The following is a 23,979-nucleotide window of genomic DNA, read 5'->3' on the forward strand; positions in this document are numbered from 1 at the left end:
ACACGCTCCAAATGGAGCTACAGACGTCTAGACGTAAAAATATCTATTGACATAAAAACGTGATAGCCCTAGCATAATCTACAGTTTAGAAAGTTAACCAATACTTTATTCTAATTATCCTGATTAGGTTTTATTACATGATTAAAATCAGCAACGTTAACAAGGTGTTCTATCAAGGCGAAAAAGAAATTCACGCCTTAAAAGAGATAAACCTAACCGTTCCACAAGGCCACATATTTGGTGTTATAGGTTCCTCCGGTGCAGGAAAAAGCACACTTATCCGTTGTGTAAACATGTTAGAAGCCCCTACACAGGGTAACGTTGTCGTCGACGGAGTCGATTTGACTCAGTTATCTAAATCAGAGTTAAGCGAAGCTCGTCGCAATATTGGTATGATATTTCAACACTTTAACTTGCTTTCTTCTCGCACTGTTTTTAATAATATTGCCTTGCCTCTAGAGCTTGCAGGCATAAACAAGGAGAAAATAGACACCAAAGTTTCCGAGTTATTATCTTTGGTGGGGCTAGAGGATAAACGAGACACTTATCCGGCCAACCTAAGTGGTGGTCAAAAACAACGTGTCGCCATTGCAAGAGCGTTAGCGTCTGACCCTAAAGTCTTGCTATGTGACGAAGCCACCAGTGCATTAGACCCGGCAACTACACAATCAATCCTTGAATTGCTGAAAGAGATCAACCGTAAACTGAACATAACTATTCTACTCATTACTCACGAAATGGATGTTGTTAAAGGCATATGTCATCAAGTCGCCATCATAGGAGACGGTGAACTTGTCGAAAAAGGCACGGTTGGTGAAATTTTTGCTCACCCGAAAACAGAACTCGCGCACAGTTTTATTCGCTCTACGTTAGACCTCTCTATTCCAGAGGACTACCAATCTAGGCTACAACCAGATCGTATTGACGGAACGCATCCGCTCGTCAGGCTTGAATTTACTGGAGAGACAGTAGATGCCCCCGTTATGAGCCAGATCTCTCGTCAGTTTAATATCGATGTGAGCATCTTAAGTTCCGACCTAGATTACGCAGGCGGTGTTAAGTTCGGAATGATGGTCGCAGAGTTGTTTGGCTCAGAAGAAGATGACAATGCAGCGATCAAATTTTTAGAAGAACACAAAGTTAAAGTAGAGGTGCTTGGTTATGTCCTTTGATTCTATTACTCAATGGTTAAGCTTTAATAGTGGCCTATTATTGGGCGCCACAGGTGAAACGCTTTATATGGTTGCCGTTTCTGGTTTGGTCGGATTTGCAGTAGGTATTCCGCTAGGTGTTATCTTACACATCACCAAAAAAGGTGGCCTTGCAGAAAACACCAAATTGAATGGTGGCTTAGGTGCCGTTGTGAACATTGGCCGCTCAGTACCATTTCTGGTCCTAATGGTCGCTATCATCCCAGTAACAAAACTTTTAGTTGGTACGTTTATCGGTACAACAGCCGCAATCGTCCCTCTTACCATCGGTGCCATCCCCTTTGTTGCCCGTCTAATTGAAGGCGCATTGCTTGAAGTCCCGGGTGGCCTTGTAGAGGCGGCACAATCTATGGGAGCAACGCCTTTCCAAATCATTACCAAGGTACTGCTTCCTGAGGCTCTGCCTACCATAATCAATGCCGTCACTATCACTTTAGTCACACTAGTAAGCTACTCAGCCATGGCAGGTACCGTTGGTGGTGGAGGTCTAGGTGACGTCGCCATTCGATACGGCTTTCATCGATATGATGTTGTCATCATGGCGGTCACCGTGGTGATGTTGATAGTACTGGTTCAAATAATTCAATCGATAGGCGATACATTCGTCCGTCGTGTTGACCACAGATAATAATAATCACAACAAACTAAGGAGAGGTAACATGAAATTTAGTCTTAAAAATTTGCTCATAACAGCGACAGCGGCATCAACTCTAATATTGGCAGGCTGCGGTGACAAAGAAGTGGATAGCAACAAAATAAAAATCGGTGTAATGGCAGGAGCAGAAGCTCAAGTGGCTGAAGTAGCGGCAAAAGTAGCAAAAGAGAAGTACAACTTAGATGTTGAACTTGTCACGTTCACTGACTACGTCACGCCTAACGCAGCACTTGATGATGGTTCTGTAGATATCAATGCCTTCCAGCACAAGCCCTATCTTGATCAACAGATTGCTGACCGTGGCTACAAGCTTGCTATCGCAGGTAACTCGTTTGTTTACCCTATTGCGGGTTACTCTAAGCAGGTTACATCCGTTGACCAAATTGCTGATGGCTCACGTATCGCAGTCCCTAACGACCCAACTAACTTAGGTCGTTCATTACTACTTCTTGAGCAACAAGGGTTGCTTAAACTACGCGCCGATACTGGCCTTTCTGGCACCATTCGCGATATCGTAGAGAACCCTAAAAACATCACCATCGTAGAGCTAGACGCAGCACAACTTCCTCGTTCTCTTGACGATGTTGCACTATCAATCATTAACACGACCTATGCGAGCAGCATCAATCTAACACCAGAGAAAGATGGCATATTCGTAGAAGACAAAAAGTCTCCATACGTAAACCTGATTGTGGCACGTACTGACAATGTCGAGTCAGAAAAAGTACAAAATTTCGTAAAAGCCTACCAAACAGATGAGGTCTATAAAGCCGCATCTGAGATCTTTAAAGGTGGTGTCGTTAAGGGCTGGTAATAACCCGAACAACGTAAAGGTGTCACGCAGAAATGCCGGATTTATCCGGCATTTTTTATGGCTAATTTTTCAACATACTTCGCTTTAACTTCAGACCCGCTACATTGCCAATCGACAAAAGCGTAGAGCACAACGTTCTCTGTTTTTCTTCATGAACAGTATGAACAATATCTACTTAATGGACTTTATCTTCATTATTTTACCTATATTGCCACCCCTTTAACAAATGATTAACATTTGAGTAATCTGATGGGATAGACACGATGCTATCTCTAAAAACACATAAGGAGCGTGACCATGTATCAGTCTTATAAAACAACGATAACCCTGGCGATTGCCGCTACAACCTTCTCATTGAGTGCTTATTCTGCCGATATGGAAAAAATACATTTTCTCATTCCCGGTGGAGCTGGTGGAGGCTGGGATATGACCGCTCGTGGTACCGGAGATGTATTAATAAAATCGGATATCATCGACAGTGCTTCCTTTCAAAATATGTCTGGGGGCGGCGGCGGTAAAGCTATTGCGCATCTAATTGAAACTGCAGACCGACAACAAGATACCTTAATGGTGAACTCAACCCCTATTGTGGTTCGTTCTTTAACCGGTATTTTTCCACAATCTTTTCGTGATTTAACCCCAGTTGCCGCTACCATCGCAGACTATGGTGCCATTGTGACAAGCTCAGATTCAAAATATGCCACATGGGAAGATGTGGTTGCCGATTTTAAGGCGGACCCTCGAAGTGTAAAAATAGCCGGAGGCTCAGCACGCGGCAGTATGGATCATCTCGTCGTAGCCGCAGCGTTTAAAGGTGAAGGGTTTGACCCGAAATCCGTTCGTTACATTGCTTATGACGCAGGTGGCAAAGCAATGGCCGCACTCCTTTCTGGTGAAACTGAATTACTTTCTACTGGGCTGGGTGAAGTCCTTGAAATGTCTAAATCAGGTCAAGTAACCGTGTTAGCGGTCACAGCACCGAAACGCTTAGAAGCCGCACCAAACATTCCAACGCTAATGGAATACGGCAACAACACTGTTTTTGCCAACTGGCGTGGATTTTTCGCAGCACCGGGAATAAGCAAAGAAAAAGTGCAGGAATGGAATGCCGTACTATCGAAGATGTATACCACCGATGAGTGGACCATAGTAAGAGATCGTAATGGCTGGATTGATAACTACAAAGCCTCTGATGATTTTTTCAAGTTTCTCGAAGAACAAGAAAAACAAACCGGCGCACTTATGACTGAACTTGGCTTTCTAAACAAGTAAATCAGACAAGGCCATAGTCTCCTATGGCCTGATTATTTATCATTTCCTTCTGTTTTAATGGATAATTTTGGAGCGTTATGGCCAATAACAACTCGATACGGTTTAACGGATCAAGCGTACTATCTGGAGATCGAATAAGCGCGATAATTTTTTTGATTGTCTGTCTATGTTATGGATATCAATCATCGCTCATTCCCTTTTTTCCCGGTGACGAATACGAACCTTTCACGGCTCGAACTCTGCCGACTATTTTGACTGTGGTTGGTATTGTTTTGTCGCTGTTGTTGCTAGTTTCGACTTCATCCGACAAAGAGAAAACCGACATTACGCAATTTCATTGGCGGTTATTAGGGTCGTTTTTACTGCTCATGGCGCTGTATGGTGTGGGGTTAACCTATCTTGGATTTGTATTAGCGACGGGCTTTTTTTTAATGATCGGATTCTACTTGCTAGGAGAACGTAATAAAAAAATATTGTTTGGTGCCTCTTTTCCTTTTGTCATCCTTTTTTATTTAATGTTGACCCAAGGATTAGATATCTATCTAGAACCGGGCATTATTTTTACAATCTGGTAGGAGGTTATTATGTTAGACGGAATTTTACAGGGCCTATCCACCGCTATATTACCAATGAATATCTTCATGGTATTTGTCGGTTGTTTTGTTGGTACTTTCATTGGTATGTTGCCTGGCCTAGGGCCAATTTCAGCCATCGCACTCATGATCCCAATCACCTATGGGCTTGAACCCTCTTCTGGATTGATCCTTATGGCTGGTGTCTACTACGGCGCGGTTTTCGGAGGCTCAACCTCATCAATTCTTATCAATGCCCCTGGTTGTTCCTCTACCGTTGTTACTGCTTTTGATGGCTACCCGATGGCACAAAAAGGTCAGGCTGGAAAGGCGTTGGCATTAGCGGCATACTCTTCATTTACTGGTGGTACTCTTTCAGCCATCATGCTACTGGTCGCCGCCCCAGCGTTAGCTAAGGTCTCGTTAAGCTTTCAGTCACCAGACTATTTTGCTTTAATGCTAGTGGGCCTCTCTGCCGTAGCCGCATTTGCCGGAAAAGGACAGGTAATTAAGGCATGGATGATGACTATTCTTGGATTAATGCTTTCTACCGTTGGTATTGATAAAGGCGTCGGCGTTGAGCGCTTTACCTTTGGTTTAACTGATCTAATGGATGGGTTCAGCTTTTTATTGCTGGCGATGGCCACCTTTGCCCTTGGCGAAACCTTGATGGGGATACTAAAGCCAGAAAAAGAGAATCACCCTAAAGAACAGGAAAAAATGGTCGACATTGGTAGCATGAAAGTGACCAAGGAAGAGTTCAAAGATGTTGCGCCTGTTGCTATTCGTTCTTCTATTCTTGGGTTTTTCGTTGGTGTACTTCCCGGCGCGGGTGCCACCATTGCAGCCTTTCTAGCTTATGGTCTAGAACGAAACCTAGCACCAAAAGAAAAACAAAATGAATTTGGTAAAGGCAGCCTACGAGGCCTTGTTGCACCCGAATCCGCCAACAATGCCGCATCTAGTGGGTCGTTTGTACCATTGCTAACCCTTGGTATTCCTGGATCCGGCACCACGGCGATTATGCTTGGGGCGTTAATTGCTTACGGAATTCAGCCTGGACCTCGCTTATTTGTAGAGCATCCTGAAATATTCTGGTCTGTCATCATTTCGATGTACATCGGAAATATTGTCTTGATCATTTTGAATCTGCCGCTGATTCCCTATATTTCTAAACTTCTCGCGGTACCGCGAACCGTTCTATTGCCTATGATTCTTTTTTTCTCAATCACTGGTGTGTATCTCGTCTCGTTTAATACGATGGATGTCTTCATCATGTTGATTATTGCGATGGCAGCGATTGCATTGAGGCTCGCCAACTTTCCTTTAGCGCCTTTGTTGCTAGGTTTTATTCTCGGAGGAATGATGGAAGAGAACCTAAGAAGAACGTTGATGATAAGTGATGGGGAGTTAAGTTTTCTGTGGGAGCGCCCGATTACCTTAGCGTTCACGATTATTGCGGTGATTGTTGTCATGGGTCCAGTTATTTTATCCCTCATGACGTCTCTCTTTTATCGCCTGAAAAAAAGGGAATCATAGAACCATCACGTATTAATAAAAATGCGCCTACAACGGCGTATTTTTATACTCTCACATGATCGTCAGCATCAGTGATCAAAGACCATATCGGTCAACGAATCCTTTTTCGATAACATCGTTCAGGGCGACCAACGGTACCATAATTAACATCGGCGTCTAATTCACCCGTACTTATCAAGTATTCCAGATACCGTCGTGCGGTCGTACGGCTAGAGCCAATCGCCTCCCCTGCCTCATCCGCGGTAAATACCTTATTCGAAAGAAATAGACCTCGTATTTTTTCAAGTGTCACTGAATCTATCCCTTTAGGCAAACCTAATTCTCGGTTCGGTTCTGAAGGGTGATTACGCATCATTTCATCCACCAACGACTGGTTAAGCCCTTCCGTTTGGTGTAGTTTTTCCGCTCTATTTTTGTATTTCTCTAGCGCGGACTCCAGTCGGGAAAAGAGAATCGGCTTGAGTAGGTAATCAATCACCCCATAGCGCATGGCCTGTTGCAATGATTCGACCTCTCTAGCAGCGGTAATCAATATTACCTCACACGCCTGATTGAGATGACGTAAACGCGTTAATATCTCGATACCGGTTCCGTCTGGTAGATAGACATCCAGTAGGATTAACTCCGGCTTTAATATGTCAAGTTGCATCTCCGCTTCTACGACTGAAGTGGCAATGGCGACCACAACGAAACCCTCTATAGTATCGAGATACCGTTGGTGCAGCTCGGCAATATTGATGTCGTCTTCGATTATCATGACTCGTATTGGTGTGCTCATTGCTTTCCTTCCTTGGGAATATAGACGGTTACTCTTACGCCTGCCGTTTTGTTTTTCACTAACTCTATATGGCCACCGTATCGGTCGGTGAGTTGCTTAACTAAGAACAATCCGACCCCTCTGCCATTCAGCGCTTTGCTCGATACCCCTCGTTGCAACAACGAGCCTGTTTCTAAATCGTCAGGAAAACCGCACCCATTATCAATAACGTCAATGATGATGTCATGACCAAAATCACTCAGTACCACCTCGATATTACTCCGCGACGATCGCTCTATTGGTAACTGAGTAATGGCGGCCAAACTGGCTTCAAATGCATTATCAATAAGATTACCTAAGATAGTGACCAGATCATCTGCATCTACATGGCCATTTAACGAAGCCAGCCAAGACTCTCTATCCACAATAAGATACAGACCAAGCTCTCTTGCTCGCTCAGTTTTGCCTAACAACATACCCGCCACCAAAGGATCTTGGATCATTTCACGTAAAAATTCGATGAGCGCTTGGTAGTGCTCTGTCTCTTTCCCAATCAGTTGCTGTACCGCATTTAACTCCCCCATTTGTATCAACCCACTAATGGTATTGAGCTTATTTCTGTTCTCATGTGTTTGAGAACGCAGCATTTCAGCATACGCCTTAGATTGAGAAAGTTGTTTTGTTAGTTCGCTGATTTCATCTCTACGCCTGAAGCTCGATACCGCCCCAACCACTTTCCCTTCAACAAGGATAGGGTTGCGATTGGCGATGATACGTTGATGATTAAAATACAGTTCAATATCGTGCTCGGGCTGCTCTCTCTCTATTAGGCGATACAGATCCGAGTCCGGAAGTACTGTGGAAAAAGGTCGATTTATCACCTTCGTTTTATCTAAGCCGAGAATGTCGCAAGCGCTGGTGTTAATCGACCTTAAAATTCCCTGCGAATCGATACTGATGACGCCTTCTTTAATCGTGCTCATCGTGACATCAAGTTCACCGTATAAACGTCCGATTTCTTCTGGTTCAAAACCAAGAATAGCTTTTTGGAATCGTCTGGAAATATAGTTAGAAATAACGGCATTTACCATCATAACAAGTACGACCATGCCAAGAAGAAACGTCAAATAAGATTCAATGCGGTCTTCCAACCCCGCTAATAAATACCCTACAGACACGACACCAATGATATGCCCATCTGCATCAAAGACCGCCGTTTTCCCACGAACGGATTTACCTAAAGACCCTTCCGCAAAGGACACATAAGACTGGCCATAGATGAGTGCGAGATCATTGTCGCCCCCCTTCATTGGCTGCCCAATACGGGTTTTCACTGGGTGAATAAGGCGAATACCTTCTTTATTCCCAACCACTATAAAAGCGGCACCAATAGCATTGGTCATCTCTAAAAATCGCGGCTGAAGATTGGCGGAAGAGCCTTGTTCTAACATTTGAATAACGGCGGTAGATTGAGCAAGAAAGTTGGCAATACCTTGGGCTTTAAGACCCGTTTCCTGTTCTTGTGAGTGTTTAATATAGCTGAACCCAGCTAAGGATAAGACCAATAGCTGCAATAAACCGGACAGTATCATGATAATGAGCATTCGACGGCGAAAACTAATTTGACTCCATTTCATAATGACTCCCTGACCTCCAATCTACGCTTGAACTGGTGCAGACTGACTAGCAAACCTGCTCATCAACTGACGGCATCAACACTAATACTTACTTAACAATACTACAACATAGCGATAACTATTCTGTTTAATTGTTGATCTACTTTCAACCAGATAGGTCGGTTAACGTCCAAAAGTATCTAAGCATGTTCCTCTGCCACAGATTTTAAAATGTCACTCCAGCGATGATAGACGAGTAAATGACCAAGGTTTTCAAATTCATGAAATGTTGAATTACTAAAGCTACGGTGAAATTTTCGTGCCAATTGAACGGGAACATGCTGGTCCAAACTGCCATGCCATATCGTCACTGGTGAAACGATAGTTTCAAAATTAATGTTCCATAGACGACTAAGAATGACCAGATCTTCGCAAAAGGCATTCGGCCCTTGTCGCATCGCTTCTCTAAACGCCAATAAAAAATTATCGGTGACTTCTGTTTCTGACAATGCCGCCGCATCACTCTTACACAAATGTTGATAAACCTGATCAAAATACAACTCGTGATCCTTCATCAAATTATTGGTAATAATTTTTAGAAGTGGATGCAGTACCGACGGGGCTCTCATCGCGATTTGCGCTAAAAACTTATTACTGGATTTTACGCCATGGAAGAGATTGATTGGTTGGTAAGGGGTGACAGTACTGACAATCGTCGTATGCACTATCCGTTCTTTTAATAGGGATGCAGCCGCTAAGGCATAGGGCCCTCCTCCACAAAATCCCATAAGAGAAAATCGGTCCAAATTGAGAAAGTCCGCCAACGTATCTATGTCGCGCGCGATACTCGCCAAAGTTCGGCTTGGATCGGCCGTTGATAAGCCAAATCCTGGGCGATCAATGGTAATTAAACGAATATTATGGTCAAAAAGAGTCCGATTGTTTGGATGTTGTTGCAGTCGTGAACCCGTACTCGGTGGAAGCAAGATAACCGGAATACCGCTTTTTCTGCCTATATCACTGAATCCTAACTGCCTCTCATCACTGACTTTACAGATTTGATGATAGCGTGCGGTTTCAAAAATAAGCTTGGATTTTAACGAACTGACAGCATCTCTACTTTCCGCTGTAGGATTCATCAGAATCAGCTTCATTAACTCACTTTGCCGGTGGCAATCTGTTTTTTGAAAGACAGATTTTAGTTGAGTCCGAATGGTATTAATCGAAACACCGTGACTATCGCTAATCTCATTCAATGTTTTATTATGCGCCAGTTTTTCGACCAGTCTCTGCTCGGCTTTCGTTAAGTTGTAGCGTTGACAGAACCCGGTTAGATTGGGTTTTACATCCACATTTTGATTTGCAAAAAGAACCAGTATATTGCTGCCAAGCTGATATTGGTCATCAATCCGAGACATACTGATACTCACTGGATTGGTTTGAAAACTGTCGCGAAGACGCATTGTGGTTTCGCGCTCCTCCCTTTTTAGATCAGTCAGTTCAGACAATAGTTTATTGAACCGCTGTTGTTGGGAGTTGAGCGAGAATACAACATGACCACCCTCTATTTTCACTAAATCTGTGGTCTTTAGAAAGTCGAGTGCCAGTTGGTTCTGTTGCACCAACGCCCCATTAGCAGTAACAACAAAGGCAGGTAAAGGTAAGAAGTCGAATAGGCTCAATTGCAGATGTTGGTGCTCATCATTATCTTTCATTCGATTACTGATGGCGGCACTTCGCTCTAGGTGTTCAACGATAGTGGAAACCTGAGAAAGGCCTCTATACCTTTCGACCTCCCGCATTGATAACCGTTGATTTACCTGCGCAGTTGCGCTCACCACACGTTCTACTTCCAATGGTGGAAGCGTTGATGCTATCTGTTCCAACAAAACAGGCCACTGGGTCGGATCCAATGCAGTATCATAGATCTGCGCAACCAATTCTGGCGAAATTTGACCGTTAGCATCCATTCTAGAGTTCTCTATGCAATCGTGGGCTTATCGTTCCAGCAACCATAGTATCGACCTGTTCAGTTGCAAACATTGACGAGAGTCATTGCGTAGCGCTTTTCGTTGCCCAATGAATTTGCTACACTCTTTCGGCAAACATATTTTAGATATTAGTCGGGGAGCGATGGGCCACAACCCAAAGCTGAGACCATTTCGATGGGACCCGTTGAACCTGATGCAGTTAACACTGACGTAGGGAACTGATAGCCATGCCTATATAAGGTTGTCTACATCCCGTAGCCTACCTCCTCCATCTGGCTGCTGTTATTCCTTTACGATTACGTTTAGGAACCAGAGATGACCGTAAAGAACACAACACCAATTGTACTTACCATTGCCGGTTCAGATAGCGGCGGCGGTGCAGGTATTCAGGCGGATATCAAAGCCATTTCGGCGACAGGCAGTTATGCTTGCTCCGTCATTACAGCCCTTACCGCACAAAATACCCAAGGTGTCACTGGCATCTTCCCCATCTCACCTGAATTTGTAGAACAACAGATGGACGCTGTTTTTTCCGACCTCAGTATCCAAGCCGTAAAAATCGGTATGTTGAGCGACGTTAACATTATAAAAGCCGTCGCCAGAAAACTTCGCCAATATAAGCCTAAACACCTTGTCATCGATCCTGTAATGGTCGCGACTAGTGGCGACTTACTGCTCGAAAGCTCAGCCATCAGCACCTTAAAATCCGTTCTATTACCCTTAGCCACGATGATCACACCTAATCTTCCGGAAGCGGCCGCCTTAACCGGCGAATCGGCACCTAAAACTGAAGCGGAAATGAATGCACTCATTGTAAAGCTTAGACAATTAGATACGCGAGCTATCTTACTTAAAGGTGGGCATCTGGACTCTTCCGATAACAGTACCGATCTATTTATCACTAAAGGGCATGTCGAACGCCTATCGACAACCAGAATTAAAACGCAAAATACTCACGGAACAGGCTGTACGCTTTCATCAGCGATAGCCAGTTATCTTGCACAGGGCTATACACTCAAAGAAGCAGTTCAACTCGGTAAACACTACATTACTCAAGCAATTTCGCACGCTGACACGTTAGATATTGGCCACGGTCACGGCCCTGTTCATCACTTTTATCCGGGACACCAATTGGTTCAAAACCTTTATTCGTTTCCAATACAAGATGAAAACACACAATCTAGCGGTGACGTTGCGTATGACTAACCCTGTACTCATTGAACTAAAAAATGCCTCGTTAGGCTACAAAGATAGCCAACAACTCATCCTTTCTGACCTGAACATGCAGATATCAAAACAGCGATGGACCTCTATTTTGGGTAGAAGTGGCTGTGGAAAAACCACCTTGCTTCGCTTTCTGGCTGGCCTGTTAAATGATGACCTTGACTGGCAAGGTGAGATGAAAAGCAGCCTTAGCGGTGAGCCACACCAAAATGTCGCCTATATGGCACAACAAGATTTACTCATGCCATGGCTCAATGTCATGGATAACGTCTGTTTAAGCTTCAAATTTGGCAACCTCATCTTGTCAGAAAAAGACAAACAAAAGGCCGTTCAACTTATCGATCAGGTTGGACTGTCGAATCAACGCCATCAGTTCCCTAATCAACTTTCAGGAGGAATGCGTCAACGAGTCGCTCTTGCCCGAACGTTAATGCAGGATAAGCCTTTGGTATTGATGGACGAGCCGTTCTCAGCATTGGATGCGGTGACTCGTTACCAGCTTCAAAATCTCTCAGCCACACTTCTACAGGACAAAACTGTGGTGTTAATTACACACGATCCTCAAGAAGCGCTGCGATTAGCTGACCACATCTATCTCATGTTAGGAAGTCCATCTCAAACGCGTTCTTTTCCTGTTCCCTATGGTCATGCACCTCGATCCTTGAACGGGGAAATAGCAGAGTTACAACAGAAACTAATAGAGCAATTGGAGCGAGATTATGTTGGAAATTAACGTATTGGACGCCACCACTAAAGCGCATATCGCAAAAAAAAAGAAGGCTATACACCCTTTGCTTCAGGGCCTGCTGACCGCCTGTCTATTGTTTGGATTATGGCAGTTGATTGTTGTGGTGTTTGCATTCCCTCCTTTTATCTTGCCGTCGCCTCACGCCGTCATGATGAAACTTATACTAAGATTCGACGTGTTGCTCTTCCATACATGGATAACCACTCAAGAGATAGTACTTGGCTTAATTTTAGGCCTCACTATGGGGTTGTTTTTTGCATTACAGATGCTTTTATTCGAGCCTTTGAAACGCTGGCTGTTGCCTCTCTTAATTGCCAGTCAAGCCATTCCAGTATTTGCTATTGCTCCAATATTAATGCTGTGGCTCGGTTATGGGATCGCATCTAAAGTGGTCATGGCGGCACTCATTATTTTCTTCCCCGTGACGACATGTTGTTACGACGGACTGCGCTCTACCCCTAGCGGTTATATTGACCTCGCTAAAACCATGTCAGCATCTAAATGGCAAACGTTAAGACACATCCGCCTCCCAGCCGCATTACCGGCCCTTGCTTCGGGCATTCGAGTTGCCGTCGTCGTTGCCCCGATCGGCGCGGTAGTTGGTGAATGGGTAGGTTCCAGTGCTGGACTGGGGTATTTAATGCTGCAAGCCAACGCACGAATGATGATCGATGAGATGTTTGCCGCATTGTTTATTTTAGCCCTATTTTCTATCACCCTATATTTCATCACAGACAGATTACTCAAACGAGCTATCCATTGGCAGCTCTAACCTAAACCCATCAATATTTAAGGAAAAATAATGCATTCCCAAACCCGAACAGGTTCTATCGCAAAAAAAGGATGGTTGGCTCTTTTACTCTCTGGTCTTTCTCTCAATGCGAGCGCAGAGCAAAAGAGTGTTACGTTAATGCTGGACTGGTTCGTAAATCCTAACCATGGTCCTATCGTCATAGCGCAAGAAAAAGGTTACTTCAATGACCAAGGGCTTAACGTTGTGATTCAAGAGCCCGCAGACCCAAGTATGCCGGCTAAGCTTGTCGCTGCAAATAAAATCGATTTGGCTATCTCCTATCAAACCAGCTTAACCATTGATGTCGCTGAAAACCTTCCTCTCATTCGCGCATCTACTCTCATCGCGACGCCACTCAATACCCTGATGGTTTTAGACAATGGCAAGATACATTCTCTAGCTGATTTAAAAGGTAAAAAAATAGGCATCGCTATTGCGGGCAATGAAGAAGCAACTGTAGGTACCATGCTCGAATCAGCGGGTATTACCTTCGATGATGTAGAAATAATCAACGTTGGTTGGGCGCTTTCTTCTTCTTTAGCATCGGGGAAAGTTGATGCGATTTGGGGAGGTTTACGCAATTTTGAGTCAAATCAGCTTGCGATTGAAGGCTATAAAGCGAAGGCTTTTTATCCTGAAGAACATGGTGTCCCTGCCTACGATGAACTTATCGTTGTAGCCAACGCGAACCATTATGATGCCGATGCTATCCGTCGATTTAATAAAGCGATAGAGAAAGCCACTATATACATTATTAACCACCCGCAAGACGCATGGATAGAGTTTGCCGCTTACTCACCAGACACATTAAATAACGAGCTAAACAAACGAGCTTGGCGCGATACGCTGACACGATTTGACCTTAGGCCCGCAGCCATTGATCTGGAACGTTACGACCAGTTCACTCAGTTTCTATATAAAAACAAAATCATTCGCTTAAAACCTAAAGCATCTGATTTTGTACCAACGTTGTAATACTAAGGAAACAGGATGAAGCATCAAGATCTTATCAACGCATGCATAGATGAATGGCAAGCCTATACCGGCCATTCATTCGTTAAACAACTCGCGACTGGCAAGCTTAATGAACACGCTTACTTACATTATCTTAAACAAGATTTTCTATTCCTAAAGCATTATGCGAGAGCCTATGCGATGGCAATCTACAAAGCTCAAACATTAGCGGAAATGCGCATGGCACTGCCAAGTGTGCAAGCACTACTGGACAGCGAGATCTCACATCACGTCACCTACTGCCAAAAGTGGGGACTTAGTGAAGCAGATATGGAAGCAGAACCAGAAGCGTTCGGCACGGTCGCGTACACACGTTACGTTTTGGACACTGGAATGTCAGGGAATCTAATCGACCTTTATGTGGCCTTAGCACCCTGCTCTTTAGGCTATGCCGACATCGGGAAAAACCTTTTGCACAGTGCCGATACTGAAACGAACAACAACCCATATCTGAACTGGATAGCGCTTTATGGCGGTGATGAGTTTCAAACCGGTGCGAACACCAGTGCAGGTCAATTGGATGACTTACTTGTTGAAATAACGCTTGAAAGTGAACGGGGCCAGCAGTTGTGTGACGTATTTAGAACAGCAACGCGAATGGAAATTGCATTTTGGCAGCAAGGATTAGACGCTGCGATTTAAATAAAGGACACAGACATGACAACTATGAACCAGAAAAAACAACATATAATCAAACAATTAAAGTCTGTTCGGGATCAGAAACCATTGGTCGTTAATATTACCAACTACGTCGTAATGAACAATACCGCCAATGCTCTTCTCGCCATAGGCGCGTCCCCTATTATGGCACACAGCCAGCAAGAAATGGCGGAAATGATGAGCTTTTCAGGTGCATTGGTTATTAACATCGGCACCCTTGATAGTGTGTGGACTCCGCGTATGGAATATGCCGTTGAGCAGGCCAATATTAATAATAAAATAGTGATCCTTGATCCCGTAGGGTGCGGAGCAAGTCAGCTAAGAACACAGACGGCACGGCGTATTGTTCAGGCGGCAGACAAGCTTATTGTGCGAGGTAATGCATCGGAGATCATTGCGTTAGCAGGTGAACAAGCTCAAAGCAAAGGCGTTGACGCTCTGGATTCTAGTGATGCTGCAGTAGATAGCGCCCAATTTTTGACTAAAGAGTATAAATGCAGTGTGGTTATATCCGGTGCAACCGATTATGTGGTAACTGAAACGGAGGTTGTGCAACTGAATAATGGTGACACGATGATGCCCTATGTCACCGGAATGGGCTGTACCCATACCGCTCTTATTGGTGCATTTGCCGCCGTAGGCGACACGAGCGGTTTAGCCGCAACAGCAATACTGGGCGTTGCGGGAGAAGTCGCGGCAGAGAAATCAGCAGGTCCAGGGTCTTTGCAATTACATCTTCTAGATACGCTTTATCAACTGGATGATGACATGTTGCTTAATCGTTTGAAGGTGAGCTAGTTCGTCCATTGGCGAAATCAGGCTCGCGAAGGCCGTAAATCTAGAGCATTAATGGGTCAGGAATATGGAGATACTCGAGCATCTGCGGAACGATCTCCATATTGTTCACGATCTTAATTGGCTTGGTATAAAAGGGAAACGACAGGTGAACCAAACAGCGAATAATAAATCCACTCTATATCGACTTTATTTGGTTACGGATGATCAGCAAGATATTAACACCTTAAAAAAAGTAGTACAAAAAGCGGTCCAAGGAGGGGTAACAGCGGTTCAAATACGTGAAAAACATGGCGATGTCCAAGCATTTATTGAAAGAGCCATGGCAGTAAAAACGATCCTAAAAGGTACTGATGTCCCTTTGATTATCAATGATAGGGTTGATGTCGCGCTAGCGGTTGAGGCTGACGGAATCCATTTGGGTCAAAGCGATATGTCCGTGGTCATCGCTCGTCGATTGGTGGGTGATAACATGATTATTGGCTTATCGGTAGAAAATGAAGAACAGCTCGAGGCATCTACACATCTGCCTATTGACTATATTGGTCTCAGTGCCATTTTTTCGACACCAACTAAAACCAACATCGTAAAGCAGTGGGGGCTAGAAGGGCTAGAACACACTGTAAAAATGAGCCCGTTACCGGTTGTCGCTATTGGTGGGATTAATCAATCAAATATCCATCGAGTATCAAGAACCGGCGTGGATGGCATTGCGATAGTTTCCGCTATTTGTCACGCAGATGACCCACAATTAGCCAGCCAACACCTGTTGGAATTAATGAAGCAATAATCAAAGCTGCTGACGTGAATGTCATCATCGTTGATCGATGACTCGTGAACTCGGTTCTCTAAAAATAAATTCTGGCCGATTTTTATGCTATTTTATCTGTACTAACCACTAACCTAGTAGACAGATGGATTACACTTTAGAGCCAATTGGTATCATTCATACGCCCTATAAAGAAAAGTTTGCCGTCCCTAGACAGCCTAGATTGGCACCTAGCGCTACCGCAAGAATTCAATTAAGCGGCCAATCTAATTCACCTGAAGCCGTTCGAGGAATCGAACAGTTTAGTCACCTATGGCTGCTATTTATGTTTGACCAGAACCTTCACGCCGGTTGGACACCAACGGTGAGACCACCTCGTTTAGGGGGTAACGAACGTGTCGGAGTATTCTCCTCTCGCTCTCCTTTTCGACCTAACGGCATAGGTATGTCTGCTGTCGAATTAAAGGGAGTCAAACAGGAGGAAGGGCAAATCTGGATTGAGCTAGGTAGCGTCGATCTAGTTGATGGAACCCCAATTATTGATATCAAGCCCTATATACCGTATTCAGATTCGATATTTGACGCCAATGGTGGATTCGCTCAAACGGAACCAAAGTTACTCAAGGTTGTATTTTCTGCGCTCGCCGATCAACAGATTGGCTTTCATGCAAATAAAGAACAGGTTAGAGCGGTAATTAATGAGGTGTTAAGGCAAGACCCTCGACCCGCCTATAAAAAGAACCAGATTGACAGTAAAGAATATGCAGCAAACCTGTTCGATCTAAACGTTAAATTTAAGGTAAACGACGAATTAGTTATCGTCACTGCCATTGAACGCTTTTGACTAAAGCAAATGGCTGATATCATATTCAGCTAATTTTTATTAACCATGATGAACGGATACCATAAATGCGTACCAGTAAATATCTTCTTTCAACCCTGAAAGAGACGCCAAACGACGCAGAGATCATTAGCCACCAACTAATGCTACGTGCAGGTATGATCCGCAGACTTGCTTCAGGTCTTTATACTTGGCTACCTACCGGTTTACGTGTACTGCGTAAAGTCGAAAATATTGTTCGAGAAGAAATGAATAATGCCGGTTCTGTAGAAATGATAATGCCCGTGGTTCAACCTTCTGAGCTATGGCAAGAAACAGGCCGTTGGGACAAGTTTGGACCTGAGCTGCTAAGAATTGCAGACCGACATGACCGATCGTTTGTGCTGGGCCCAACGCACGAAGAAGTGATCACGGACATGGTTCGAAATGAAGTGAAGTCATACAAACAACTTCCTTTGAACCTTTTTCAGATTCAAACAAAATTTCGTGATGAAGTTCGCCCTCGCTTTGGTGTAATGCGCTCGCGTGAGTTCATTATGAAAGATGCATACTCGTTCCACCTAGACAAAGAGAGTCTAGAAGAAACGTACCAGGAAATGTATCAAGCATACTGCAATGTATTCAACCGTATGGGTTTAGATTTCCGCCCAGTTTTAGCCGATACCGGCTCTATTGGTGGCAGTGGTTCTCACGAATTCCATGTGCTTGCAGAAAGCGGTGAAGATCTGATTGCCTTCTCTGACGGTTCCGATTACGCAGCAAACATCGAGAAAGCTGAGGCGTTAGCACCGACAGAAACTCTAGCAGAAGCAACGAAAGAGCTTGAGTTAGTTGATACACCAAACGCAAAAACAATTGCCGAGCTCGTCGAACAGTTTGATCTTCCGATTGAAAAAACAGTGAAAACTTTGTTTGTCAAAGCATCTGAAGAAATCGATGCCGACTTGGTTGCTCTGCTTATACGTGGCGATCATGACCTAAACGAAGTCAAAGCAGAAAACTTAATTGAAGTTGCTTCGCCTCTCGAGTTCGCTGAAGAAGCGGAGATACGTACATTGATTGGTGCAGGCCCCGGTTCACTTGGCCCGGTAGGTCTTACACTGCCCGTCATTGTTGACCGTGCAGTTTCGGTAATGAGCGATTTTGGTGCTGGTGCAAATGTTGATGACAAACACTATTTTGGTATTAACTGGGGTCGTGACGTTGAACTAGGAAAGGTTGAAGACCTACGCAACGTTGTAATGGGTGATCCTAGCCCTTGTGGTAAAGGTTCTCTACAGTTCAAACGCGGTATCGAAGTTGGCCATATCTTCCAACTTGGTAACAACTACTCAAAATCGATGAACGCTGGTGTTCTTGGTCCAGATGGAAGAAACCAGATAATGGAAATGGGTTGTTATGGCATCGGCTGTACCCGTGTCGTCGCGGCGGCCATTGAGCAAAACCACGATAAATTCGGCATCATCTGGCCAGAGGCTATTGCCCCTTTCCACGTCGTTATTGTTCCGATGAATATGCACAAGTCTGGTCGTGTTAAAGAAGCGGCTGAGAAACTCTATGCGGATCTTACCTCTCAAGGTATCGAAGTATTGTTCGATGACCGTAAAGAGCGCCCAGGTGTCATGTTTAAAGATATGGAACTGATTGGTATTCCGCACACTATCGTTATTGGCGATCGTAGTATGGACGAAGGTAACTTCGAATATAAAAATCGTCGCAACGGTGAAAAAGTCGCTATTGCTATGGATTCGGTTGTTGAGCATATTAAAGCTCAACTGAGTTAAGTTACGCTCAAACCGTTAGGAACAAGGGTTGCATTTTTGCAGCCCTTTTTTATCTCTCTATTTCTCTACTTTTTTGTAAAACAGAGTAGATGTAATTAGTATCAACATATTGATATGAAAATCTGGATAATGAAATGAAAATATATGATTGCTGTAATCTCGTTCGCGAACTTTATGCTCAAATTGGAAGTGGCGACCAAGGCTATATACCACAAGCAATTACTTGTGCAGTTAAAACCCTAAATGATATCGCAGCCGATGAAACACTGATTAAAGATGTAAGAGATAGAGCCGCATTTGCTGCCGCTAACTTGCTTATTTCTGATTTTGAGGACTAGAGATGGATCTATCCAAATTCGAAAGCATGGATACCATTATGCTGATGAGCATCGTTAACCTAAAACTTAGGGACGACTTTAACGGTGACTTAGGCGAGTTAGTAAAGTTCTTTGAGATTGACCGTCGTGCTCTGGTAGCGAAACTTGCCACAGCAGGCTTCGAGTTTTTGACCGAAGCGAAACAATTTAGATAATAACCACCTGCAAAGCAGGTGGTTCCAGTTGCCTCTAGATAAGAGGCTTGTTCTCTCGGCACCCATAAGTCCATTGCTATTCTCGTATCAACGTAATGTTATTCGGTTAGCGCTAAATACTTCGTCATTCCCGTGAAAACGGGAATCTTGGTGATTTTAGATCCCCATTTTCATGGGGATGACGTCGGTTTTCGTGAAAACGGGAATGACGGTGAGATTAGACCCTCACTTTTATTAAGGTGATGGCGGGTTCTAGACCGTTCATTCTAGGCTACATTACTTCACGCACATTAAATCAAAAATACCTGATAATCTTTAAGTTCTGGGATTTTCTCATGCAGCATTTTCTCTTCTTCCGCTACTTTTTCCAAGTCACCGCAGTACTGTTTCGCGTCTTTTTCTAATCCTTTTGAATCCGCTTTTAACTTAGTATTTAAGCTCGCTTGTAGTTCAATCAATTTGTCCTTCAATTCAGTCAGGTTTAGCCCACCTTCTGCCTTCATTTGATCTGAAATTGCGGTAAATGCACTGGAAAAAAATTCGGCGTTAAAGGTTTCTCTTGCCGCGGCGAGATCTTCTTTCCACGTCGAGACAGCATCGCTAAAAGCCGCCTCTTGAAGCACAAATTGCTCTTCATTCTTGTAGCGCTGCTCCACCCCGTTAAAAAATTCTTCCAGTGCTTCTTTAACATTATTGAATGCTTCTGAATTATTAAAGCTAATGGCTATCTCATCTAAGGCACTTTGCGCTAACACCAAACCGTCTCGAGCGATATCTAACATCTTCGGAACGTATTTATTCATATGTTCACGATAGCTTTCGACAGCGTCTTGTTGCGCCTGACTCAAATCGAGTTTTTCGCCATTAATGAAGACGTTATTGTTCTCATCAATGAGTACTCTAGAGGTATCTTTCTGGATTACCTCTACTTGTTGGCCATCAAGATGAACCTCATTTTTGATATCAACGCTACACTGATTCGCCGCATGGGCACTGACACTAAAGCAGAGCATCAACCCTATTGTAAATTTATTCATCACATCCTCGAATTCTCGTCATATCAACTAAATCATAGCAAGTCATCATCTTAGTTCGTCAATATTGGGTTAGATTATATGAATAATCTCATACCAAACCTGTTTTCCTGCTATATCCAAGTTAATCTCATCACCTATCTGTTTGCCTAACATGGCGTTGCCTAAAGGGGCTCTAGCGGTAATGAGCGCCACGTTTTTACTCTGACAATGAACCGTCACACCACCAGCACACGGTCCCATGAAAAAAAGAGAATGATTATCCTCTGCATTCACTAGTTCAATCAATGCACCGATATTCACCTTTTCATCCTGATTAAACACTCTGACGGGCAAACGTTTATACTGCTGAATATCCGATTCACACTCTTGCACTCTGCGAGCCTGCCCATGCGCAAGATAAGCGGCCTCCAAAGCCAATGTGTCGTATTTATTCTCAGGTACTGTCTCTTCATCCGTTGCGGCGTCTATCGCCGTCTGAGTCGCACTCAAAGCGATTTGGTGTATTTTTTCTAACTGTTCAACAATGGTATTAATTAGTAAGTTTTTATCCACTATAGTTCCAAACTCAGTTGTTTCGTTTGCTCTTCTGGCTTTAGCATCACATTCAATCCAAGAAGCCGAATCTCTCTACCATTTTGGCGTTGCAGAATATCATGCAGTAGTTCTTTAAAATATGCCAATTCGAGCTGATTATGGACGTGCTCTATGGTGGTTTGCTGAAAGTCAGCAAATTTCATTTTTATCCCTTGTTTTAATATTTCGCCATTTGGTGTGGCTTTAAGTAAACGTGCCTCTAACTCAGGATAGAGTTTTTCTTCAATGAGTTGCCAACACTGATCGTAACTTGAGATATTCTTAGAGAAGGTTCGTTCCACTCCTACCGATTTTCTTTCCCGTTCCGTTTCAACTTGTCGCGTATCGATACCGTGGCTTTTTTTCCATAGTGAAGCCCCTAATCGACCAAATTTAAGCAACAAATCTCGGTAATCACTATTTTTTATATCTTCACATATATAAAAGCCGGCTTGTTGTAGTTTTTCTAAACTCACCTTTCCGACACCGGGAATCTTCTCTAGTGGCAGCTTATCGACCACATTTTGTACCTCCTCTGGAGTTATAACAAATTGACCGTTAGGTTTATTCATATCGGATGCTACTTTGGCTAAAAACTTGATAGGTGCAATGCCTGCGGATGCGGTGAGCTTTAACTCATCCCGGATGTCTTTACGTATCGCCTCTGCGATTAATGTCGCTGAGCCATGAAGCATCTTACAATCGGTCACATCCAAATAGGCTTCATCCAACGAAAGAGGTTCGATTTTTAATGTGTATCTTTCAAGAATACGTCTTATCTGCTTAGATACGTCGCTATAGACCTTCATTCTACCAGGCACCAATTGCAGATGAGGGCACAGTTTTAAAGCCTGCCCGGTGGGCATAGCCGAACGCACGCCAAACTTCCTTGCCTCGTAATTACACGTACTAATAACACCACGTTGCTTTTCATTTCCACCAACCGCTAATGCAACATCTTTATATTCGGGAAAATCTCTCATCTCTACAGCTGCATAAAAGCAGTCCATATCAACATGAATGATCTTTCTTAGTTTATCGGGCGTTTCTAGCATCGTCGTCAGGATATAATTGGCTGTATAAAAAAACAGTATAACTTATAAACTCGCTGAAACTCGAGATAATGCATATTAATATTGAGGGTTGTTGATCCCTCGAGTTGTGATTTATCCAACCCATCGACATATTTTGCCAAAATATGTACTTAGCACGGACTATTTATTCTATATTTAGGCTAAGCCGTTAAGCCGATTAAAATCCAAAGGTTGGAACACTCATTGAATAACCGAATTCTCGTGGTTGAAGATAGTCGAAGTTTTAGAAACTATCTAAATAATCAGATAAGCCAAATCAACATGGAAGTGGTGTCAACCGAATCGCTAGAAGAAGCGAAAGCTATATTAGAAAATGACACTGATTTTTTGTGTGCTGTACTAGATTTCTGTTTACCCGATGGTCCAGATGGTGAGGTAATCGATCTCGCGCTCTCCTATGATATGAAGGTCATTGTTGTCACAGGGAAATTCGATGAGCAATTGCGTGACGCCATGCTCGCAAAAGGGGTTATCGACTATATATTGAAGGATAGTTTCGCGTCTATATCCTACCTACTCCCTTTATTGACTCGACTAAACAGGAATAAATGCCACAAAGCATTGGTTGTTGACGATTCATTAACTGTGCGAAGGCATCTAGTTCAGTTACTTGACCATCATTATATCCGTTCTGTACAGGCAGAGGACGGCTTAGAAGCACTCGAAATACTCAAGGCTGATCCAGAGATAACATTGATCATCACTGACAATACCATGCCGGAAAAAGATGGTATTTCTATGACAAGAGAGATTCGACTGACTTATGATCGCAGCCAACTCGCAATACTTGGTATTTCCACTGCCGAGTCAAAAACTGTCACGGCACAATTTTTGAAAGCGGGTGCCAATGATTATCTAAAAAAGCCGTTTAATCAGGAAGAGTTTTATTGTCGAATACAAAACCTATTAAACATGAAAGATATTAGTGACGATATGTTCAAAATGGCGAATCAAGATGCGTTGACGGGTCTTTGGAACAGACGCTACCTATTCTCAAATGCTGATAACAATAAAGCGCAGCGAAATGTCGCGATGCTAGATATTGATTTTTTCAAAAGGGTTAACGACAACTACGGGCATGAAGGGGGAGATCAAGCACTGGTTACTATCAGTCACATTATCGCAATTTATTTTAAAGAGGATCTAGTCGCACGATTTGGCGGCGAAGAGTTTTGTATCATTAGTTACGGCGATTACGATGCTTTCGTTCAACGCCTAGACAGCATGCGACAACGTATAGAAAAAACAGCGATACCTTACAATGGAGAGGAAATTAAGCTCACCATGAGCATTGGAGTGACAAGGGCGAAAAGAGACATTGATACCATGATTCGTATCGCAGATGAAAGATTATACACCGCAAAAGAAACCGGCAGAAACCGTGTTATCTCTGAGGATGTTGATTAGAAACAATACCTCAAGCGGTGATTCTTGAGGTATTCAACCATTAAAGCAGTCTGTTTTGTTCCCATTCCGCCATTTTAGCTGCACGCGCAGCCTCTTTGGCTTCACGACGCTTACGTGCATCGCAAGGCTCCGGGCAGTTACACACTTTGTCTATTCCTACAGAATCTAAACCACCACAGCTTCCTGCTACCGCTTTCTTTTGGAATATGTAACCGACGGCCATAGAAGCTATAACGGCTAAGAAAACACCAAACGTTACTAGAAAAGTTCCCACAGAATCA

Annotated in this window: 24 protein-coding genes, 1 pseudogene and 1 riboswitch; of the genes and pseudogenes, 18 read left to right on the plus strand and 7 right to left on the minus strand. The window is 43.6% G+C overall.

What is annotated here, in order from left to right; genetic code table 11:
• Positions 1-137 precede the first annotated feature (137 nt).
• From metN to IUZ65_RS12835, 6 genes are all read left to right on the plus strand, one after another.
• Entirely contained in the window at positions 138-1,172 is a 1,035-nt protein-coding gene (gene metN / locus IUZ65_RS12810; protein ID WP_195704085.1) for a methionine ABC transporter ATP-binding protein MetN, read from the plus strand.
• Positions 1,162-1,839 carry a methionine ABC transporter permease gene (locus IUZ65_RS12815; RefSeq protein WP_195704086.1) on the plus strand — a complete coding sequence of 226 codons (678 nt, stop codon included), beginning with the start codon at positions 1,162-1,164 and terminating at the stop codon, positions 1,837-1,839. The genes metN and IUZ65_RS12815 overlap by 11 nt, the downstream gene beginning before the upstream one ends.
• A gap of 31 nt (positions 1,840-1,870) precedes the next feature.
• Positions 1,871-2,680 (plus strand): MetQ/NlpA family lipoprotein, encoded by an 810-nt coding sequence (locus tag IUZ65_RS12820; RefSeq protein WP_195704087.1) that lies wholly within the window; start codon positions 1,871-1,873, stop codon positions 2,678-2,680.
• A gap of 297 nt (positions 2,681-2,977) precedes the next feature.
• On the plus strand, positions 2,978-3,952 hold the full coding sequence (locus IUZ65_RS12825) for a tripartite tricarboxylate transporter substrate binding protein (protein ID WP_195704088.1): 975 nt from the start codon (positions 2,978-2,980) through the stop codon (positions 3,950-3,952).
• A gap of 77 nt (positions 3,953-4,029) precedes the next feature.
• Entirely contained in the window at positions 4,030-4,527 is a 498-nt protein-coding gene (locus IUZ65_RS12830) for a tripartite tricarboxylate transporter TctB family protein (RefSeq protein WP_195704089.1), read from the plus strand.
• A 9-nt stretch (positions 4,528-4,536) separates the two neighbouring features.
• Positions 4,537-6,063 (plus strand): tripartite tricarboxylate transporter permease, encoded by a 1,527-nt coding sequence (locus IUZ65_RS12835; RefSeq protein ID WP_195704090.1) that lies wholly within the window; start codon positions 4,537-4,539, stop codon positions 6,061-6,063.
• Between the two features lie 91 nt (positions 6,064-6,154).
• Here the strand turns inward: IUZ65_RS12835 and IUZ65_RS12840 are convergent, their stop codons facing one another.
• The 3 genes from IUZ65_RS12840 to IUZ65_RS12850 all read right to left on the minus strand — a co-directional run bounded on the left by IUZ65_RS12840 (position 6,155) and on the right by IUZ65_RS12850 (position 10,406).
• Positions 6,155-6,841 (minus strand): response regulator, encoded by a 687-nt coding sequence (locus IUZ65_RS12840; protein WP_195704091.1) that lies wholly within the window; start codon positions 6,839-6,841, stop codon positions 6,155-6,157.
• Positions 6,838-8,457 carry an ATP-binding protein gene (locus tag IUZ65_RS12845; RefSeq protein WP_195704092.1) on the minus strand — a complete coding sequence of 540 codons (1,620 nt, stop codon included), beginning with the start codon at positions 8,455-8,457 and terminating at the stop codon, positions 6,838-6,840. Before IUZ65_RS12845 ends, IUZ65_RS12840 begins: the two co-directional genes overlap by 4 nt.
• A 179-nt stretch (positions 8,458-8,636) precedes the next feature.
• A complete protein-coding gene (locus tag IUZ65_RS12850; protein WP_195704093.1) occupies positions 8,637-10,406 on the minus strand; it encodes an alpha/beta fold hydrolase in 1,770 nt (589 codons plus the stop codon).
• A gap of 144 nt (positions 10,407-10,550) precedes the next feature.
• A riboswitch (TPP riboswitch) is annotated at positions 10,551-10,661 on the plus strand.
• 81 nt (positions 10,662-10,742) lie between these two features.
• Here IUZ65_RS12850 and thiD point away from each other — a divergent pair.
• The 11 genes and pseudogenes from thiD (at position 10,743) to IUZ65_RS12905 (ending at position 19,587) form a co-directional block, all read left to right on the plus strand.
• Positions 10,743-11,633, plus strand: a complete 891-nt coding sequence (gene thiD, locus IUZ65_RS12855; protein WP_195704094.1) for a bifunctional hydroxymethylpyrimidine kinase/phosphomethylpyrimidine kinase — start codon at positions 10,743-10,745, stop codon at positions 11,631-11,633.
• Positions 11,626-12,384 (plus strand): ABC transporter ATP-binding protein, encoded by a 759-nt coding sequence (locus IUZ65_RS12860; protein ID WP_195704095.1) that lies wholly within the window; start codon positions 11,626-11,628, stop codon positions 12,382-12,384. The genes thiD and IUZ65_RS12860 overlap by 8 nt, the downstream gene beginning before the upstream one ends.
• A 91-nt stretch (positions 12,385-12,475) precedes the next feature.
• Positions 12,476-13,171, plus strand: a pseudogene (locus tag IUZ65_RS12865) (ABC transporter permease); the annotation flags it as partial.
• Positions 13,172-13,201: 30 nt separating this feature from the next.
• Positions 13,202-14,167: an ABC transporter substrate-binding protein gene (locus IUZ65_RS12870; RefSeq protein WP_195704097.1), complete on the plus strand. Its 966-nt coding sequence runs from the start codon at positions 13,202-13,204 to the stop codon at positions 14,165-14,167.
• 15 nt (positions 14,168-14,182) lie between these two features.
• A complete protein-coding gene (gene tenA / locus IUZ65_RS12875; RefSeq protein ID WP_195704098.1) occupies positions 14,183-14,848 on the plus strand; it encodes a thiaminase II in 666 nt (221 codons plus the stop codon).
• Between the two features lie 15 nt (positions 14,849-14,863).
• Positions 14,864-15,664, plus strand: a complete 801-nt coding sequence (gene thiM / locus IUZ65_RS12880) for a hydroxyethylthiazole kinase (RefSeq protein WP_195704099.1) — start codon at positions 14,864-14,866, stop codon at positions 15,662-15,664.
• 64 nt (positions 15,665-15,728) lie between these two features.
• Complete coding sequence (gene thiE, locus IUZ65_RS12885) at positions 15,729-16,451, plus strand: thiamine phosphate synthase (protein WP_195704100.1); 723 nt, start codon at positions 15,729-15,731, stop codon at positions 16,449-16,451.
• Between the two features lie 124 nt (positions 16,452-16,575).
• Positions 16,576-17,274: a tRNA (N6-threonylcarbamoyladenosine(37)-N6)-methyltransferase TrmO gene (gene tsaA / locus IUZ65_RS12890; RefSeq protein WP_195704101.1), complete on the plus strand. Its 699-nt coding sequence runs from the start codon at positions 16,576-16,578 to the stop codon at positions 17,272-17,274.
• Positions 17,275-17,339: 65 nt separating this feature from the next.
• The gene (gene proS, locus IUZ65_RS12895) at positions 17,340-19,055 is read left to right on the plus strand and encodes a proline--tRNA ligase (protein WP_195704102.1); all 1,716 of its coding nucleotides are present in this window, start codon (positions 17,340-17,342) and stop codon (positions 19,053-19,055) included.
• A gap of 134 nt (positions 19,056-19,189) precedes the next feature.
• Positions 19,190-19,393 (plus strand): YaeP family protein, encoded by a 204-nt coding sequence (locus tag IUZ65_RS12900; protein ID WP_195704103.1) that lies wholly within the window; start codon positions 19,190-19,192, stop codon positions 19,391-19,393.
• 2 nt (positions 19,394-19,395) lie between these two features.
• Positions 19,396-19,587, plus strand: a complete 192-nt coding sequence (locus tag IUZ65_RS12905; RefSeq protein WP_195704104.1) for a DUF4250 domain-containing protein — start codon at positions 19,396-19,398, stop codon at positions 19,585-19,587.
• Between the two features lie 290 nt (positions 19,588-19,877).
• Here IUZ65_RS12905 and IUZ65_RS12910 read toward each other — a convergent pair whose 3' ends face one another.
• From IUZ65_RS12910 to dinB, 3 genes are all read right to left on the minus strand, one after another.
• Positions 19,878-20,624 (minus strand): DUF2884 family protein, encoded by a 747-nt coding sequence (locus IUZ65_RS12910; RefSeq protein ID WP_195704105.1) that lies wholly within the window; start codon positions 20,622-20,624, stop codon positions 19,878-19,880.
• Between the two features lie 69 nt (positions 20,625-20,693).
• On the minus strand, positions 20,694-21,176 hold the full coding sequence (locus tag IUZ65_RS12915) for a GreA/GreB family elongation factor (protein WP_195704106.1): 483 nt from the start codon (positions 21,174-21,176) through the stop codon (positions 20,694-20,696).
• Entirely contained in the window at positions 21,176-22,252 is a 1,077-nt protein-coding gene (dinB, locus tag IUZ65_RS12920) for a DNA polymerase IV (RefSeq protein ID WP_195704107.1), read from the minus strand. The genes IUZ65_RS12915 and dinB overlap by 1 nt, the downstream gene beginning before the upstream one ends.
• 222 nt (positions 22,253-22,474) lie before the next feature.
• Here dinB and IUZ65_RS12925 point away from each other — a divergent pair, with 222 nt between their 5' ends.
• Positions 22,475-23,698 (plus strand): diguanylate cyclase, encoded by a 1,224-nt coding sequence (locus IUZ65_RS12925; RefSeq protein ID WP_195704108.1) that lies wholly within the window; start codon positions 22,475-22,477, stop codon positions 23,696-23,698.
• A 40-nt stretch (positions 23,699-23,738) separates the two neighbouring features.
• On the opposite strand, the gene nqrM is transcribed toward IUZ65_RS12925, so the two are convergent.
• Entirely contained in the window at positions 23,739-23,972 is a 234-nt protein-coding gene (nqrM, locus tag IUZ65_RS12930) for a (Na+)-NQR maturation NqrM (protein WP_195704109.1), read from the minus strand.
• Positions 23,973-23,979 lie beyond the last annotated feature (7 nt).

Source organism: Vibrio sp. VB16 (assembly GCF_015594925.2).
Taxonomy (GTDB): Bacteria; Pseudomonadota; Gammaproteobacteria; order Enterobacterales; family Vibrionaceae; genus Vibrio.

What these genes read in the sequence shown, in the direction of transcription:
- thiM (WP_195704099.1), top strand. Translation starts at nt 14,864, where the DNA reads ATGACAACTATGAACCAGAAAAAACAACATATAATCAAACAATTAAAG.
- IUZ65_RS12870 (WP_195704097.1), top strand. Translation starts at nt 13,202, where the DNA reads ATGCATTCCCAAACCCGAACAGGTTCTATCGCAAAAAAAGGATGGTTG.
- IUZ65_RS12820 (WP_195704087.1), top strand. Translation starts at nt 1,871, where the DNA reads ATGAAATTTAGTCTTAAAAATTTGCTCATAACAGCGACAGCGGCATCA.
- thiE (WP_195704100.1), top strand. Translation starts at nt 15,729, where the DNA reads ATGGAGATACTCGAGCATCTGCGGAACGATCTCCATATTGTTCACGAT.
- IUZ65_RS12845 (WP_195704092.1), bottom strand. Translation starts at nt 8,457, where the DNA reads ATGAAATGGAGTCAAATTAGTTTTCGCCGTCGAATGCTCATTATCATG.
- IUZ65_RS12860 (WP_195704095.1), top strand. Translation starts at nt 11,626, where the DNA reads ATGACTAACCCTGTACTCATTGAACTAAAAAATGCCTCGTTAGGCTAC.
- proS (WP_195704102.1), top strand. Translation starts at nt 17,340, where the DNA reads ATGCGTACCAGTAAATATCTTCTTTCAACCCTGAAAGAGACGCCAAAC.
- IUZ65_RS12840 (WP_195704091.1), bottom strand. Translation starts at nt 6,841, where the DNA reads ATGAGCACACCAATACGAGTCATGATAATCGAAGACGACATCAATATT.
- IUZ65_RS12835 (WP_195704090.1), top strand. Translation starts at nt 4,537, where the DNA reads ATGTTAGACGGAATTTTACAGGGCCTATCCACCGCTATATTACCAATG.
- IUZ65_RS12850 (WP_195704093.1), bottom strand. Translation starts at nt 10,406, where the DNA reads ATGGATGCTAACGGTCAAATTTCGCCAGAATTGGTTGCGCAGATCTAT.
- metN (WP_195704085.1), top strand. Translation starts at nt 138, where the DNA reads ATGATTAAAATCAGCAACGTTAACAAGGTGTTCTATCAAGGCGAAAAA.
- IUZ65_RS12905 (WP_195704104.1), top strand. Translation starts at nt 19,396, where the DNA reads ATGGATCTATCCAAATTCGAAAGCATGGATACCATTATGCTGATGAGC.
- thiD (WP_195704094.1), top strand. Translation starts at nt 10,743, where the DNA reads ATGACCGTAAAGAACACAACACCAATTGTACTTACCATTGCCGGTTCA.
- IUZ65_RS12910 (WP_195704105.1), bottom strand. Translation starts at nt 20,624, where the DNA reads ATGAATAAATTTACAATAGGGTTGATGCTCTGCTTTAGTGTCAGTGCC.
- IUZ65_RS12830 (WP_195704089.1), top strand. Translation starts at nt 4,030, where the DNA reads ATGGCCAATAACAACTCGATACGGTTTAACGGATCAAGCGTACTATCT.
- IUZ65_RS12825 (WP_195704088.1), top strand. Translation starts at nt 2,978, where the DNA reads ATGTATCAGTCTTATAAAACAACGATAACCCTGGCGATTGCCGCTACA.
- IUZ65_RS12815 (WP_195704086.1), top strand. Translation starts at nt 1,162, where the DNA reads ATGTCCTTTGATTCTATTACTCAATGGTTAAGCTTTAATAGTGGCCTA.
- dinB (WP_195704107.1), bottom strand. Translation starts at nt 22,252, where the DNA reads ATGCTAGAAACGCCCGATAAACTAAGAAAGATCATTCATGTTGATATG.
- tsaA (WP_195704101.1), top strand. Translation starts at nt 16,576, where the DNA reads ATGGATTACACTTTAGAGCCAATTGGTATCATTCATACGCCCTATAAA.
- IUZ65_RS12900 (WP_195704103.1), top strand. Translation starts at nt 19,190, where the DNA reads ATGAAAATATATGATTGCTGTAATCTCGTTCGCGAACTTTATGCTCAA.
- tenA (WP_195704098.1), top strand. Translation starts at nt 14,183, where the DNA reads ATGAAGCATCAAGATCTTATCAACGCATGCATAGATGAATGGCAAGCC.